Here is a 16,039-nt window from a genome sequence, read left to right on the forward strand (position 1 = left end):
GGCGGCGTGCCGCACCTCACCGATGCCGAACGCCGCCGCCGACTCGCGCTCCGACACGGGCTCGCCCAGCCGTTCGAGAACGTCGAGGACGCGACCCGCGCGATGACCGTGCTGCATGCGACCGAGGCGGCGTCCGTGCACCTCTCGCTGTGGGCGCGCGTCGCCGAGGTGAGCGTCGACGACGTCGACCAGGCCATGTACGCCGATCGCACGCTGATCAAGCAGATGGCCATGCGTCGCACGCTCTTCGTTTTCCCGCGCGACCTCATGCCGGCCGCGTGGGGGAGCGCCTCGCGGCGGGTCGCGGTACAGACCCGCACGCAGCTGACCAAGATGCTGACGGACGCCGGGATCGCCGACGGCGCCGCCATCCAGACCTGGCTCGACACCGCGACCGAGCAGGTGACCGAGCTGCTCTCGGACGGCGTCGCCCGGACGGCGCGCGAGATTCGCGATCACATCCCGGCGCTCGACGGCAAGGTCAGCTACGGCGGCCAGGGGACGAAGTGGAGCGGCGCGACCCCAGTCGGCCCGGTCGTCCTGACGCTGCTCGGCGCGGAGGGCAGGCTGATGCGCGCGGCCAACGCCGGCCACTGGCGCCTCAACAAACCCGCCTGGACCACGACCGAACACTGGCTACCGGATGTCGAGCCGCTCGACGAAACCACCGGCTACACCGAGCTGATCCGCCGCTGGCTCGCCACGTTCGGCCCGGGCACCGAGGCGGATATCGTCTGGTGGCTCGGTTCGACGAAGACCGCCGTCCGCCGGGCGCTCGCCGCCCTGGACGCCGTCGAGGTCGCCCTCGACCACGGCACCGGCTGGGTCCTCCCCGGCGACGATGCCGAAACGCCCGAGGTCGAGCCCTGGGTGGCCCTCCTCCCGGCCCTCGACCCGACGGTGATGGGCTGGAAGGAACGCGACTTCTACCTCGACCCCGCCGACAAGCCGTTCCTCTTCGACACCAACGGCAACGGCGGGACGACGGCCTGGCTGAACGGTCGCATCGTCGGCTGCTGGGTCCAGGACGCCGACGACCCGGCCGCCCCCGTCCGCCTCGTCATCCACGCGGACGTCGACACACCCGCCCGCAAACTCCTGGACGCCGAAGCGGATCGCCTGACCGAATGGCTCGACGGCGTCCGCATCGGCAACGTCTACGCCTCGCCGCAGATGCGCGGCCTGCGCCTGCCCTGAGCCGATACCGTCGGTAACGACAGGAGGTAGTGGCCGAATCGGCCCGCTCCCGTCCGGGGCCAGGCGGGCGGCGGCGGGTACGTACACGACTACGTCATGTCGCTACCGACGCCAAGCGGCGTGGCCGGGCCGCGGTGCGGGGGACTTGGGGGATGCTGGTGACCGGCGTGGGGTGGAGCCGTTAGAGTTACTGACTGGAAACATCGGCTGATCGCCGGGGTGGCCCGGCGGGCTCGGAGGATCGACGTGGCACTGGGTAGGACTTCTCCACGGGACCTGCCGCTGTTCGCGGATCTGTCCGGACGCGATATCCGGGACATCTTCAAGGCCGGCGAGGAGGTCTCGGTGCCGGCCGGGTGGTCGCTGATCCTCGAGCAGACCCCGCCCGACGCGGCGTACCTGATCCTGAGCGGGACGGCGGCGGTCCGGGTCAAGGGCGAGGAGATCGCCGAACTCGGCCCGGGTGATATCGCCGGCGAGGTCGGCGTCCGGAAGAACACGTTGCGCACGGCAACCGTCACCGCGAAGTCGCGGCTGCAGCTGCTGCACTTCACCCGCGAGAAGTTCGCCGATCTGACGAACCGCCTGCCCGCGTTCCGCGACGCCATCGACGCCACCATCGCCGAGCGCCGCGGTGCCAAGTAACGCCGGCGACGACAAGCCGGCCCCGGCGCCGGATCTGGCCGCCCTGCAGGCGGAGTTCGAGCGCACGCTCCTCGGCGGCGAGCGGAAGTTCACCCGGATCCAGGTCTCCGAGCGCGCCGGCATCTCCAGCGCCCGCGCCGAACGGATGTGGCACGCGCTGGGCTTCGCGACCGTGCCGGACGACGAGATCGCGTTCACCGATGGGGACGTCGAGGCGCTGCGGCTGGTAGCGGCTCTGGAGGACGACGACTTCATCGATCCGGCGATGGAGTCGTCGCTGGCGCGCAAGCTGGGTCAGACCCAGTCGCGGTTGGCGTCCTGGCAGTCCGCGATGTTCCTGGAGTTCCTGGCCGGCTCGTCGAAGCTGTCGGCCGACGAGGCGATCGAGGTGGCCGGGCTGCTGCTCCCGGCGATGGAGCGCCTGCAGAACTATGTCTGGCGCCGGCATCTGGCCGCCGCGGCCGGACGCGCGGTGGCCGGCTCGGACGAGCTGGCCCGCGGCATCCGGGCGGTCGGCTTCGCGGACATCGTCAGCTACACCCGGCTGACCCGCCGCCTGACCGAGACCGAGCTCGGCCAGCTGATCGAGCGCTTCGAAGGGATGGCCGCGGACGTCGTCGCGCTGAACGGCGGCCGGGTGATCAAGTCGATCGGCGACGAGGTCCTGTTCGTCACCGACACCGCGGCCCAGGGCGCCGCCGTCGCGCTCGCGCTCCAGGACGCCGTCCGCACAGCCGGTGATCTGCCCGAGCTACGGATCGGCCTCGCCTACGGCAGCATCCTGATCCGCCTCGGTGATGTGTACGGCGAGGTGGTCAACATCGCCGCCCGCCTCACCTCCGAGTGCAAACCGGGCCGCGTCCTGGCCGACCGTGAGGTCGCCGCCGCCCTCGACGGCCACGAGGCGTACCACCTGCACCGGCTACGCCGGGTCTCCGTCCGCGGGTACCGCCACCTCGTCCCGTACGCCCTGCAGCGCGCCGACTAAAAAACTGATGGCCGAGCGCGACCGTCGTCGCGCCCGACCACCAGGGTCTACCGGGTCGGCTGAATCGTCAGCGTCGCGCTCGGCTTACCGGACGCCGGCGGCGGCGTCACCTTCGCACTCGGCGTCGGCGTCGTCGACGCAGGCGGCGGGGTCACCCCAGGCGTCGGCGTCTGGAAGACGACGGGCGGCGGGGTGAACGGCGCGACGGTGGTCTCCCGGCAGTTGTCCGCGGAATCGACCATCGCGTCCGGCGGGATGACGCCGTACGGGAACTGGTTCTCGACGCGGGTCGTGGTGCCGTTGATCCAGTCGCAGTTCTCCCGGGAGTCGATCCTGATCGGATCGCCGTTCTGGTCGTACAGCAGCACCGACGTTTGCTTGCCCTGCGCATCGAACGGGTAGATGTTCGTGATCGGCGTACCGTTCAACCGCAGGCCGTCGGTCGCCGCGTAGCTCGACGACGAGGACGGGTAATCGTTGCCGAAGACACCGAACGACGCGCCCAGGTAGGCAGCCGACAGGACGGCCGGGACGGCGACCGCGGCGACCACGTTGAGCGGGACGACGTACCAGAGCCAGCGCTTGTCCTGCTGCGCGCGACGGGCGATCCAGACCGACACGATCGCGCCGACGATCGCGGCGACGGCGGCGACCGCGCCGGCCCCGAACAGCAGGAAGAACCCGCCGGCGCCGACCGCGCCGCGCAGCACCCACCACACCGGCTGGCCGATCGTGACCAGCTCCTGACGGAGCTTCGGCGGGATCTGGTCGATCATGTCCCGGATCAGGGCCGCGCCCTGCGCGCCGCGCGGGGTGTCGAGGACGACGGCCGGGTCCTGGCCACGGAGCGCCCGGACGCCGAGCCAGGCGGCGCCGAACAGGACCGCGAAGCCGATGAACGCGAAGAACGCGCCGACCTCCTCGGCGCCGGCGAAGATCGCGATCGCGACGAAGAACGGACCCACGGTGGCGGCGATCAGCCCCCAGCGCAGCGCGGCCTTACCCGGCTGCTTGACCTTCCCGGTCGGCGTGGAGCGCGGCGGGTAGCCGGCCGCGTTCCGCAGCTCGTCGGCGTACTGCCGCGGGGTGCCCAGTCGCTCCTGCAGGGCCGCGCCGGTCGGCTCACCGTCGAACTCGGCCGCGACCTCGGTCAGGTGACCGGTGACGTCGTCCAGGACGTCGGCCAGCTCGCCGGGCGGAAGATCGCTCAGCTCGGCGCGCACCTGAGCCAGGTACGTCGCGACCGCTCCGGTCAGTGTGCTGTTCACGCGGCCTCCTCCTTGGTCAGCAGCAGAACCGACATGGTGTCGGCGAAGTTGGTCCAGGTCCGGGTGGACTGCGCCAGTAGGTCATGCCCGGTCTTGTTGAGTCCGTAGTACTTGCGGTGCGGCCCCTCCTCACTCGGCTGCACGTACGACGTCAGCGCGCCGGCCGCGAACAGCCGCCGCAGCGTCCCGTACACCGAGGCATCTGCCACATCCTCGAGCCCAGCGGCCCGCAGCCGCCGCAGCACGTCGTACCCATATCCGTCGGCATCCCGCAACACCGCGAGCACCGCCAGGTCCAGCACTCCTTTGAGCAGCTGGCTCGTATCCATCCTGTTCCTCCTCGACTGCACCGGGAGGACGGGCCCCTCAGACCGCCCTCCCGGTGCTCTGCCGCCCACACTACTACACACTGCGGAGTACTCCGCAATGGCAACACGACCGGCAAAAGAACGGGCGCCTCACCAGGTGAGGCGCCCGCCGAGCTGCTGATCAGTTCTTGGGGTCGTGGAGGTCGGGGCGTCGCGTGGGGGTGGTGATGTCCACGTCGATGGGGGTCTGTTTGGTGGGGGCGGTGAGTTTGCCGGTGGTGAGGGGGAGATTGAGGCGACTGGCGGCGAGGTCGATGTCGATCGAGGCGCCGGTGTCGTTGGGGCTGGTCCACTCGACGTCGGAGAGGGTGACGGCGAGGCCGAGGATGCGGCCCTTGGGGATGATCTGGTCCTGGGCGCGGAGGGGGACGGTGACGTTCGTCCAGCGGCCGGGGGTGAGGGGTTTCGGCTTGCTCAGCGAGTTGCTGTGCGCGGCGTCGATCCAGCCGCGGCTGACGACGCCGTGGTCGGAGCGGGTGGTGAGCTTCTGGATCTTGAAGTAGCAGGCGTCGTCGTAGTCGGTCTGGGCGCCCTTGCAGTCGAAGTCCTTGGTGGTCTTCACGCCGGAGAAGCGCTGGGCGTCGCCGTACTCGACGAGGCGGGCGGTGATCGGCGTCGTGGCCGAGTCGGCCTTGACCCGCAGCGTCACGGTCGGGGTGCCGCTGACCCGGATGGCGGCCGGGAGCGGCGCGGACAGGAACATCTGCCGGCCGGCGATCTCGGTCGTCGGGTCGGCGACGATGTCGTCCTCGGTGAGCTCGGGGTCGTCGGTGACGGTGACCGTTCCCTTGCCCACGGCACCGAGTTTGCCGGCTGCCAGCGGGATCGGCAGCCCGGTCCTGGCAGCGGGCCAGGTCCGGTAGTTCTGCCAGACGTCCGGCGCGGTCTCGACCGTCGCCATCGGCTCCTTCATCACGTTGTTCTTCAGGTCCTGCAGCCAGTAGTCGAACCACTTGTGCAGCTCGTCGACCCACTTGTCCCGGCGGAACTCGAACGGGTCGACGTGGTCCTCGAGACCGAGCCAGATCTTCCGCGGGACGCCGCGCTTCCCGAGCGCGTCCCACCACTGGGAGAAGTGGTTGGTCTGCACGTTGTAGTCGGCCAGGCCGTGCGCCACGAAGACCGACGCCTTCACCTTGCGCACGTCCTTGACGTAGTCGCGCTCGGCCCAGAACTTCGTGTAGTCGCCGGTCTCGTCGTCGTCGTTGTCGCCAAGCTTCGCGCGGACGGCGTCGCAGGCGGGGGTGTCGTGGCCGACATAGCTGCCGAGCCAGGGCATGTAGTCCGCGCTGTACGGGACGCCGCCGGAGCGGGTGTAGTCGTACCACGAGGAAATCGCCGAGATCGGCACGATCGTCTTCAGGCCCTTGACGCCGGTCGCGGCCACGCCGTTGGCCAGCGTGCCGTCGTACGACTTGCCGATCATGCCGACGGCGCCGTTCGTCCAGGACGCCGAGACGGGCAAGCCGTCCGCGGTGTGCGCGGTGTTGCGGCCGTTCAGCCAGTCGATCACCGCGACGACCGAGTCGATCTCGTCCTTACCGCCGACGTCGCCGCAGCCGGTGGAACGCCCGGTGCCGACGATGTCGACGCCGACCACGGCGTACCCGCGCGGGACGAAGTAGTTGTCGTAGTACAGCGGCATCTTCTTGATGACGCCGTCCTCGTCGTAGGTCTTCTTCTCGCTCTCGTTCCCGCGGCCGCAGCAGGAGAAGTACGGCGAGGCGTCCATGATGACGGGGATCCGGCGACCGGCCAGCGCGGTCTCGCTCGGCCGCACGATGTCGACGGCGATCACGTCGCCCTCGCCGTCGGAGTCGGTGTCCATCGTGGTGTCGACGTACACCGACTCGCGGATCGCGTTCGCGTAGTCGTAGACGGGTTTCGTGCTCTGGGTGCGGGCGTCGACATTCGCCGGGACGGCGGCGGCGGGCGCCGCGGTCGGACCGCTGAGCGGGCCGTCCGGCATCGGCGCGGCCGTAGCCGTACTCACGGCGGCGCCGAAACAGAGCGCGGTGGACGAGACCAGGATCGTCACCCTGGCGCGGACGGTCGTCATGGATGGGAAGGCTAGCCACTCAGGGGTGGCAAAGCCAGGTTCTGGCGAGATTGACCGCGACTTGCCTGGCACACAGCGTGACGGCAAAGGTATTCCGATAAGGTGACCGCCACCGCCCCGGGGGGAAGAGGTACGAAAGGGTAGGCCAGTGAATCTGCGAGCACCGGTGACATTACTGGATGTGGCACAGCGTGCGGGTGTGTCGGTCGCGACCGCTTCCCGCGTGCTGAACGGCGGCGATCGCGTCCCGCGGCCCGAGTTGCAGGAGCGGGTGAAAGCGGCTGCCGAGGAGCTCGGCTACACGCCGAACGCCCAGGCCCAGGCCCTGGCCAAGTCGTCCACCAACGTGGTCGGCATCCTCGTCCACGACATCGAGGACCCGTACTTCGCCGCGATCGCGAACGGCGTCATGCGTGCGGCCGACGAGCGCAACCTGCTGGTGATGCTGGCCAGCACGTTCCGCGACGCCGAGCGTGAGATTGCTTACCTGGCCTCGCTGCGCGCCCAGCGCGCCCGCGCCGCGGTGATGATCGGCTCCCGCCGGACGGACGCCGAGAGCCTGGCCCGGACGGCGTCCGAGGTCACCTCGTTCCTGAACTCCGGCGCCGGGCTCGCGCTGGTCAGCCAGTCCGGGATGCCGGCGCACACGATCGAGCCCGACAACCGGGCCGGCGCGGCCGCGCTCGCCCGGGAGCTGGTCGGCCTCGGCTGGCGGCGGTTCGCCGTCCTCGGCGGGCCGGACACCCTCGCGACCGCGCGCGACCGGCGGGACGGGTTCCTGGCCGGGCTGGCCGATTCCGGTCACGAGCCGGTGGCGATCGAGGCCGGTGACTTCACGCGCGACGGCGGACACGCCGCCGTTGAGCGGCTGCTGGACCGCGGTATCGAGGCGGACTGCGTCTTCGCGGTGAACGACGTGATGGCGGTCGGTGCGATGTCGGCGCTGCGGCAGCGCGGCATCGACGTCCCGGGGCAGTTGGGGGTCGCCGGGTTCGACGACATCGCCACCCTGCGGGACGTGTGGCCCGGTCTGACGACCGTTCGGCTGCCGCTGGAGCAGATGGGCCGCCGCGCGCTCGAGCTGGCGATCCACGGCGGTCCGGCGACCACCGAGACCTTCCGCGCCGAGGTCGTCCTGCGCGAGAGCACCGCCCGCGCCTGATCTAGGCTCAGGCCCGTGACTGTTTCCGAGATCTTCGACCCGTCGGCCTGGAAACAGGTCGACGGCTTCGAGCTGACCGACATCACCTACCACCGGGCGGTCGACGCGGGCGTCGTGCGGATCGCGTTCAACCGGCCCGAGGTGCGCAACGCGTTCCGGCCGCACACGGTCGACGAGTTGTACCGCGTACTCGACCACGCGCGGATGTCGAGTGACGTCGGCTGCGTCATCCTGACCGGTAACGGCCCCTCACCGCGGGACGGCGGCTGGGCGTTCTGCTCCGGCGGCGACCAGCGGATCCGCGGCAAGGACGGTTACAAGTACGCCGAGGGCACCACGGCGGAGTCCATCGACCCGGCGAAGGCCGGTCGGCTGCACATCCTCGAGGTGCAGCGGTTGATCCGGTTCATGTCCAAGGTCGTGATCTGCGTGGTCCCGGGCTGGGCGGCCGGCGGCGGGCACAGCCTGCATGTCGTCGCGGACCTGACGCTCGCCTCGGCCGAGCATGCGCGGTTCAAGCAGACGGACGCCGACGTCGCGTCGTTCGACGGCGGCTTCGGCTCGGCGTACCTCGCGCGGCAGGTCGGGCAGAAGTTCGCCCGGGAGATCTTCTTCCTGGGCGACGAGTACTCCGCCGAGGACGCCTACCGGATGGGCATGGTGAACAAGGTCGTCCCGCACGCCGAGCTCGAGGCGGTCGCACTCGAGTGGGGCAAGAAGATCTGCGCCAAGTCGCCGACTGCTCAGCGAATGCTCAAGTACGCCTTCAACCTGATCGACGACGGCCTGGTCGGCCAGCAGCTGTTCGCCGGGGAGGCGACCCGCCTGGCCTACGGCACCGACGAGGCCGCCGAGGGGCGCGACTCGTTCCTCGAGAAGCGCCCCGCCGACTGGTCGCCGTACCCGTACGCGTTCTAGCGCGCACTCAGCGGTTGTGCCACTTCTGTACGGCGGCGTTGGCGCAGGGGCGGAGGATGAGCGCGGCGCCGTTGGATTTCGAGTCGGCGGTGACGCACTTCTGGGTGTTGGGGTTCATCAGCTCACGCTTCTCGGTGAGCTGGAACTTCTGCGCCCAGCCGCCGTTACAGTTGGCGAGCTGAACCCGGGTGCCGTCGGCGCTCTGCGCGTTCGCCAGGTCCATGCACAGACCCATCGAGCGGACCGAGCTGTCCGGCTGGAAAATCCAGCTCTGGTTGGCGTTTCCGGTGCAGTCCCAGGCCAGGAGCGGAGTGCCGTCCCGGCCGACGCCGTCGGCGGAGCCCTGGACGTCGATACAGCGATTCGACGCGTCACTCATCAGCTTCATCGGCTGCTGCGCCGCACCCAGTGCGGGCGGCCGGCTCTCGCCGGTCTTGTCGCCCTGCGGGACCTTCACCGTCGTGGTCGTCTTGGTGGTGGTCGTCGCGGTGGCGGTGGTGGTCGCCGTCGCCGTCGTGGTGGCGGTCGCCGTCCTGGTCGCCGGTGGCAGCGTGACGGTGGCGGTCAGGTTCTTCCCCGGGACGGTGACGACCATCGTGGTGTTCTTGCCCGGCACGGTGACAGTTGCCGGTGGCAACGTTACGGTCACCCCGGGTTTGAGCACCGTGGTGATGGACTTGCCCGGAGTGGGCAGCCCGGCCGGCGTCGTCCGCTGGTCAACGACTGGCAGATCCGCTGCATATACAGGTGAATTTCCGCCGCTGGGCTGCATCAGAGCCGATACGGTAAACGCAATCCCGGCCACGAAACCGGTCACCAGCAGGGTTGCCGACCAGGCGCGCCGGTCCGGCATTCTGGTCACTCGGGGAACGTCGGGGCGTTTGGCGAAAGTGTCCGCGAAGCGTGACGAGGTTTTCGCCGTCTTCCCGGGGTTTCGAGGTGACCTCACGTCAGCTCCTGAAGCTTTGGGGCGGAGGACTGCCGCTCATTTGAGCGTGCTCATATGAGCGCGACGCCATGCCTGCAAGGGTTTTGCGGCCGACGTCACTCCGCAGGATCACCCCAAGAATGCGTTCGCGTCAAACGATGGCGAGTCTGTGATACCGGTCACCGCACAAATTCGACCGGTCGTCGTATGAGACCTCATTGTTGCGGACTGTTCACCGTGCGTTGTTGCCATGAGAGCGTTCTCAGTTTACTTTGGCGACTGATCTGGGGGTCCTCCAACGAGTCGCCCACGAGGGAGATCCATCATCGACGAGTGCGCGCGCCGGACGATCGTCATCGAGCTCTGTCTGGCCGAACGAGACAGCCTGCGCAGGTATGTGACGAGCATCCTGGGCCGCGACAGCCATGCCGTCGAGGACGTCGTGCAGGAAACCCTGCTGCGCGCCTGGCAGTTGGCCGAGCGGATCGAGTGGCAGGACCGGCCGGTGCGGATGTGGTTGTTCCGCGTCGCCCGCAACCTGGTCATCGACCAGCACCGCCGCGAGGGGCGCGCCGTCCCGGTCGGTCTGGATGCCGCCGACTTCGAGCAGGCCCGCGCGTCCGACCCGGCGCAGGAGGTGATCGATCGGCGTCTGGTCGTCGACATGCTGGGCCGGTTGTCGCCCGCGCATCGTGAGGTGGTGGCCCGGATCCACCTGCTCGGGCACGCCGGCGAGGAGGTCGCGGCCGTGCTCGGCGTCCCGCTGGGGACGGTGAAATCACGGGCCCACAACGCCGTTCGGCAGATTCGCGCCGAGCTGACGCGAGGAGATTGGGCCGGAGCAGCTGCATGATGGGTTCGGGTAGCGGGGGCGTCCGGGCGGTGCTCGGGTACATCGGCCTGGCGCTGCTGGTGATCATCCTGATCAACCTGCTCGTCCGGCGTCTCGGCGGCTGGCGGCGACTCGGTCGCTGGATCAAGCGCGAGACCCGCCGTACGGTCAACGCCTTCGTCGAGCCGATCGCGGCCCGCCGGCGGTACAAGCGCCGGCTGCGCCTGCTCGGCCAGGTGTTACGCGATCCGGGCGCCTGGGCTGCCGCCGAGCAAGTGATTGTTGCCGCCGCCAACCTTCTGCCCGGGTTCGCCCCGTACGCCGTCGCCCTGACGCGTAAGCGGGTCGGCGTCCTGGTCGCCGGTCCGGAGGCGCACGCGCCGCTCCCGGCGCCCTGGCAGCACGACGATCAGGATCCGCGGCTGTGGTGGATCGACCGGGACAGCCTGCCCGAGCCCGCCGCCCGCCGCGCCGAGACGCCGCTGCTGGTCTGCCTCGGCACCGACAGTGGCGGTACCGCCGTGCTAATGATCGACCTGCTCTCCGGTCCGCGCAGCCTCTCGGTGTACGGCGTCGATCGGATCGCCCGGCCCGTCGTCCAGGCGATCGCGGCCCAGCTCGACGTCCGGCTGCCGGTCGGCGCGATCGAAGTTGCCGAGGGCATCCATTCGCATCACGACGGTCTGCCGCTCGCGCAGGCCGTCGTCCGGCTCGGCGCCTGGTTCATCGTCGGCGCCGAACCGCTGCACATCCCGCTACCGTCCGGACGCCGCCTGCTCAGCCTGGGCCCGGCCCGGGGCAGCAGCCGCCTGGTCGAAGCGCTACCGGACCAGAGCCTGCGGCTGCACGGCGCGGCCGAGTGGCTCCGGATCGATCCGTTGCCGTTGGCAAGGGCTGTCCAGCGCTCGATCCGTAGTCTGCCGCCGCACGACTTCGGTACCGATTCCTCGTTCACCACGGCCGAGCCGCTCGACGACCTGGACGACCTGCAGATGCCGGCCGGGCCGATCGGCGTCTCGGCGTCCGCCGCCGAAGCCGGTGAGCCGACCCGGAAGGCCGCCTCGTGGAGCTGAACCTCACCACCGTCGAAGCCCGCTCCGGCGAGCGTGCCGATCGGCTCGTACGCGTCCCGCGCGGCCTGTCGGTCGCGGGCCTGGCCGAAGGCCTCGGTCGTCCGGGGACGCCGTTGTTCCTCGGCCGTCGGCTGCTCGACCCCACGGCTCCGTTGGCCGGGTCCGGCGTCCGGACCGGTGGGGTGATCGGGCTCGGCGGGCCGATCGACGTACCGGATCTGTTGCAGCGGCGTCCGACTGGGCCTGCGCCCGTCGTCGTCGAGTTGCACGCGGTCTCCGGGCCGCAGTCCGGTCGGGTTTGGCGGGTCGGTCCGGGGAGTCACGAGATCGGGTCGGATCCGCTGTGCACGATCCAGCTAACCGGTGCCGAGGTGCCGGAGGGCGGCCTGTGGGTGACCGTCGGGCCGGCGGGTGAGGCGTTCTGGCACCGCACCGACGACCTGACCGGGGACGTCGCGAGCCGGCAGATCGGGCCGCCTGAGGACGACGCCGCGACGACCGCGATCCGGGTGCACGATGACGAGACCGTGGGCAATCCAGAGAAGCCGCAGCGGGTGATCAACCCGGGGCACGCCGCGGTCGGCGAGGTGCGTGAGTGGCCGGCCGACGAGGATCTGGCGATCGGAACGGTGTTGCTGCGCTGCAGCGGCGCGCTCGAGCCGCAGGCCGCCGTCCGCGTCGCCGACGACGGCTACACGCTGGACTACAACCGGCCGCCGCGGCTCGCGCCGCACTTGGACGACGAGAAAGTCCGGCTGCCGAACCCGCCGGCGCCGCCGCAGAAGCGGCCGTTCCCCTGGCCGGTCGTGATGGCGCCCGTGGTGCTCGGTCTGGTGATGGTCGGGTTGTTCAACTCGTACTACTTCCTCGTCTTCACGATGCTCAGCCCGATGATGATGGGGATGAACTACTTCAGCGCCCGGAAGACCGGTCGTGCTGACCACATCGAGGCCCGGAAGCGGTACTTCGCCCGGATGGCGGCGCTCGAGGAGGAGATCGAGGCGGCGGTCGGCCGCGAGCGGCTGATCCGGAACGTGACTGCGCCCGACCCGGTTCGGATCGCCCAGCTGGCGACGCGTCCGGGCAGCCGGCTGTGGGAGCGTCGGCGTACCGACCCGGACTACCTGCTGCTTCGGCTCGGGACGGCGGATCAGTCGTCGCTCAAGGAGCTCGACGACCAGGGCCGCGAGGAGAACCACCGGACGATTCGCTGGACGATCCCGGACGCGCCGATCGCGGTGCCGCTACGGCAGCACGGTGTGGTCGGGATCGCGGGGCCGGCGGCGACGATCCGCGGGGTCTCGCGGTGGCTGGCGATCCAGGCCGCCGTACTGCACTCGCCGCAGGCGTTGCGGATTGTCGTGCTGGCCGATGAGGACACCGTCGACGAGTGGGACTGGGTGCGTTGGCTGCCGCAGATGCAGCCAGACAAGGGCGGTGCCGCGGTTCTGATCGCGAACGACGAGACGACGACGTACGCCCGGATCAGTGAGCTGATCGCGCAGGTCCAGGGGCGGCATCGGCGGATCGCGGCGGAGGGACAGTCGGCGCAGAAGCAGCTGCCGGAGACCGAGATCGTCGTCATCGCGGATGGGTCGCGGCGGCTGCGCGACGTCCCGGGCTTCATTCAGGTGCTGACCGACGGGCCGGCTGTTGGCGTGTACTCCGTGTGTCTGGACCGGGACGAGCGGCTGCTGCCGGAGGAGTGCGGCGCGGTGATCGCGGCCGAGGCCGAGACGCTGACCGTGCGGCGTCCGGGGATTCCCGATCAGGAGGACGTGCGGGCCGACCTGGTCACGCCGCAGTGGTGTGAGCAGATCGCGCGGGCGCTCGCGCCGGTGCGCGACATCAGCCCCGACCACGACGCGGGTCTGCCGAAGCAGGTCAAGCTGCTCGACGAGCTCGATCTCGAACCGCCCGCGCCGACGACGATTCTGGAGCGGTGGCGTCGGCGTCCGGCCAGTACGTCGTTCGTCCTCGGGACGGACTTCGACGGCCGGTTCGTCGTCGACCTGGTCGCGGACGGGCCGCACGGCCTGATCGCCGGGACGACGGGCTCGGGGAAGTCGGAGCTGTTGCAGACCATGGTCGCGTCGCTCGCGGTGGCGAACCGGCCGGACGAGCTGACGTTCGTGCTGGTCGACTACAAGGGCGGTAGCGCGTTCAAGGAGTGTGCGGGTCTGCCGCACACGCTCGGGATGGTCACCGACCTGGACTCGCACCTGGTCGAGCGGGTGCTGATCTCGCTGGACGCCGAGCTGCGGCGGCGGGAGCGGATCCTGGCCGCGGCGGACGCGAAGGACCTGGTCGACTACCAGATCAAGCGGGCGGCCGACCCGTCGATCGCGCGGCTGCCGCGGTTGTTGCTGGTGATCGACGAGTTCGCGGCGATGGTGGCCGAGATTCCGGACTTCGTGCCGGGGCTGATCAGCCTTGCGCAGCGGGGGCGGTCGCTGGGGATCCACCTGATTCTCGCCACGCAGCGGCCGGCTGGCGTGGTGACCGGTGACATCCGGGCCAATACCAACCTGCGGATCGCGTTGCGGGTGACCGACCAGTCCGAGAGCCAGGACGTCGTCGATGTGAACGAGGCGGCGTCCATCAGCACCGGGATCCCGGGGCGGGCGTTGATCCGGCGGGGTCCGCGGCTGGCGGATCTGTTCCAGACGGCGTGGGTCGGCGCCGAGCGCAAGGACGAGGCGGAGCCGAGCGGGCCGGTCGACCCGGCCGGCGTCCAAGTCACTGAGCTGCCGTGGGAGTCGTTGGGGCGGCCGATCGAGCGGGAGGCGGAGGAAGAGGTCGAGGAGGCTGCCGCGACCGTTCCGGTGACCGACCTGCAGGTGCTGGTCGAGGCGCTGCGGGAGGCGTCGACCGAGTTGCCGGACTTCGCCGTCCAGCCGAAGCCTTGGCAGCCTGCGCTCGGTGTGCAGATTCTGCTGACGGATCTGCCGGACACGAGTGAGCGGGAGATGTTCGCGCCGTACGCGCTGGAGGACATTCCGGCGCTGCAGCAGCAGCGGGTCGCGGGGATCGACTTCGACACCTTCGGGCATCTGTACGTGATCGGTGCGCCGCGGTCGGGGCGGACGCAGACGTTGCGGACGATGGCCGCGTCGGCGGCGAAGTACTTGAGCGTGGCCGACGTGCACGTCTACGGGATCGACGCGGCCGGTGGCGCGCTGGCGCCGCTGGAGTCGCTGCCGCACTGCGGTGCCGTCGTCTCCCGGCATGACATGGAGCGGATGACGCGACTGCTGCGGCGGCTCAACCAGGAGCTGACCGAGCGGCAGGAGCTGGCCGGGCAGCACAACGCGACCGGTCTCACCGAGCTGCGCAAGGCGCTCCCGAAGGCGAAGCGGCCGGCGCACATCCTCGTGCTGATCGACGGCTGGGACGCCTTGTCGACGATGCTCGACGACCACGACAGCGGGAACCTGTTCAGCGAGGTACTGCGCTTGCTGCGCGAGGGCGGCGGTCTGGGGATCCACCTGATCGCGACGTCCGAGCGCTCACTGCTCGGCGGGCGGCTCTCGTCGCACAACGACCACAAACTGCTGCTCCGGCAGGCGGATCGGACCGACTACCAGGCCGCGGGACTGCGGCTGGCGAAGGTGCCGGCGATGGTCGCACCGGGCCGCGGCTGGCACGTGCTGACCGCGACCGAGACGCAGGTCGCCGTCCTCGCCGAGGGCGGCGGTTCGGCCCAGGTCGAGGCGATCCGCGCGATCGCCGCGGAGGCCGCGAAACGCGACTTCAAGGTCGCGCCGGCCCGGCGTCCGTTCACGATCGCGGAGCTGCCGACGTCCGTCGAGTTCGCCGAGGCGTACGAGAAGGTCGCGGCCGCGGAACGGCGTCCGCTCTGGGGCCTGGTCGGCCTCGGCGGTGACGAAGGCGGCGCGATCGGCGTCGACCTGGCCGGCGTCGGCTCGTCGTACGCCGTCCTCGGATCACCCGGCTCGGGCCGCAGCAACGCCCTCTCCTGCCTGGCCGTCTCCCTGCTCGCGGCCGGCTCGTCGCTGGTCGTCATCACCCCGCGCGAGTCGCCGCTGCGGATGCTCCAACGCCACCCCCAGGTCGCCCTGATGAGCCAGGCCGACCCACCCGAGGACGTCCTCCGCGCCGCCCTCGACACCCTCACCGGCCCCAAGGTCATCGTCATTGACGACGCCGACCTGCTGATGACCGCCGCCGCCGACAAGATCCTCAAGGACATCGTCGTCTCCGGCCGCGACCAGGGCCTCGCCCTCATCTTCGCCGCCACCACCGACGGCTTCCAGTCCGGCCTCTCCGGCTGGGCCTCCGCCGCCCGCCGCGCCCGCCGCGGCCTCCTCCTCGAAGCCCGCTCCATGTCCGACGGCGAACTCATCGGCGTCCGCCTCGGCCCCTCCGTCCTCCGCTCCACCCCCCGCCTCGGCCGAGCCTGGACCACCGGCCCCGCCGCCCAACCCCTAACCGTCCAGGTCCCCCTGACAATCCTCCGCCCCGAATAGCAACCGACGGAGAAAGCCCCCACGCGCCGCCTACGCAAGGCTCCTCCGTCGCCCCGCTCGCGCCGCTCCCACCCACCCCCACACGGTGCGTGCTACCGCCCGCGCCTACCG

Annotated in this window: 12 protein-coding genes; 8 read left to right on the forward strand and 4 right to left on the reverse strand. The window is 70.4% G+C overall.

Translation table 11 applies throughout. From position 1 onward, the window contains the following. The first annotated feature begins 6 nt into the window (after positions 1-6). From ACZ6ZD_RS10110 to ACZ6ZD_RS10120, 3 genes are all read left to right on the forward strand, one after another. On the forward strand, positions 7-1,197 hold the full coding sequence (locus tag ACZ6ZD_RS10110; protein ID WP_465670339.1) for a winged helix DNA-binding domain-containing protein: 1,191 nt from the start codon (positions 7-9) through the stop codon (positions 1,195-1,197). Between the two features lie 246 nt (positions 1,198-1,443). Next, positions 1,444-1,842 carry a cyclic nucleotide-binding domain-containing protein gene (locus ACZ6ZD_RS10115; protein ID WP_171674591.1) on the forward strand — a complete coding sequence of 133 codons (399 nt, stop codon included), beginning with the start codon at positions 1,444-1,446 and terminating at the stop codon, positions 1,840-1,842. Next, a complete protein-coding gene (locus ACZ6ZD_RS10120) occupies positions 1,832-2,830 on the forward strand; it encodes an adenylate/guanylate cyclase domain-containing protein (protein WP_465670342.1) in 999 nt (332 codons plus the stop codon). The genes ACZ6ZD_RS10115 and ACZ6ZD_RS10120 overlap by 11 nt, the downstream gene beginning before the upstream one ends. 47 nt (positions 2,831-2,877) lie before the next feature. On the opposite strand, the gene ACZ6ZD_RS10125 is transcribed toward ACZ6ZD_RS10120, so the two are convergent. The 3 genes from ACZ6ZD_RS10125 to ACZ6ZD_RS10135 form a co-directional block, all read right to left on the reverse strand. Continuing rightward, a complete protein-coding gene (locus ACZ6ZD_RS10125; RefSeq protein ID WP_465670344.1) occupies positions 2,878-4,098 on the reverse strand; it encodes a DUF1700 domain-containing protein in 1,221 nt (406 codons plus the stop codon). After that, positions 4,095-4,427: a PadR family transcriptional regulator gene (locus ACZ6ZD_RS10130; RefSeq protein WP_465670346.1), complete on the reverse strand. Its 333-nt coding sequence runs from the start codon at positions 4,425-4,427 to the stop codon at positions 4,095-4,097. The genes ACZ6ZD_RS10125 and ACZ6ZD_RS10130 overlap by 4 nt, the downstream gene beginning before the upstream one ends. A gap of 160 nt (positions 4,428-4,587) precedes the next feature. Beyond that, entirely contained in the window at positions 4,588-6,525 is a 1,938-nt protein-coding gene (locus tag ACZ6ZD_RS10135) for a Xaa-Pro dipeptidyl-peptidase (RefSeq protein WP_465670349.1), read from the reverse strand. Positions 6,526-6,706: 181 nt separating this feature from the next. Between ACZ6ZD_RS10135 and ACZ6ZD_RS10140 the strand changes: the two genes are divergently transcribed. Further along, complete coding sequence (locus tag ACZ6ZD_RS10140) at positions 6,707-7,687, forward strand: LacI family DNA-binding transcriptional regulator (protein ID WP_465670351.1); 981 nt, start codon at positions 6,707-6,709, stop codon at positions 7,685-7,687. Positions 7,688-7,702: 15 nt separating this feature from the next. Next, positions 7,703-8,605, forward strand: coding sequence for a 1,4-dihydroxy-2-naphthoyl-CoA synthase (locus ACZ6ZD_RS10145; protein WP_465670353.1), 903 nt, complete (start codon positions 7,703-7,705; stop codon positions 8,603-8,605). Positions 8,606-8,612: 7 nt separating this feature from the next. Here the strand turns inward: ACZ6ZD_RS10145 and ACZ6ZD_RS10150 are convergent, their stop codons facing one another. Next, positions 8,613-9,458, reverse strand: coding sequence for a ricin-type beta-trefoil lectin domain protein (locus ACZ6ZD_RS10150; RefSeq protein WP_465672656.1), 846 nt, complete (start codon positions 9,456-9,458; stop codon positions 8,613-8,615). 460 nt (positions 9,459-9,918) lie between these two features. On the opposite strand from ACZ6ZD_RS10150, the gene ACZ6ZD_RS10155 reads away from it, so the two are divergent. Genes ACZ6ZD_RS10155 through ACZ6ZD_RS10165 form a run of 3 tightly spaced genes read left to right on the forward strand, consistent with a single transcriptional unit; the run spans position 9,919 to position 15,928 of the window. Further along, positions 9,919-10,386, forward strand: a complete 468-nt coding sequence (locus tag ACZ6ZD_RS10155) for a sigma-70 family RNA polymerase sigma factor (RefSeq protein WP_465672658.1) — start codon at positions 9,919-9,921, stop codon at positions 10,384-10,386. Beyond that, complete coding sequence (locus ACZ6ZD_RS10160) at positions 10,383-11,438, forward strand: hypothetical protein (RefSeq protein WP_465670355.1); 1,056 nt, start codon at positions 10,383-10,385, stop codon at positions 11,436-11,438. Before ACZ6ZD_RS10155 ends, ACZ6ZD_RS10160 begins: the two co-directional genes overlap by 4 nt. Further along, positions 11,429-15,928 carry an FtsK/SpoIIIE domain-containing protein gene (locus tag ACZ6ZD_RS10165; RefSeq protein ID WP_465670357.1) on the forward strand — a complete coding sequence of 1,500 codons (4,500 nt, stop codon included), beginning with the start codon at positions 11,429-11,431 and terminating at the stop codon, positions 15,926-15,928. The genes ACZ6ZD_RS10160 and ACZ6ZD_RS10165 overlap by 10 nt, the downstream gene beginning before the upstream one ends. Positions 15,929-16,039: the final 111 nt, after the last annotated feature.

The sequence above is a fragment of the Kribbella sp. NPDC104218 genome, assembly GCF_055584105.1.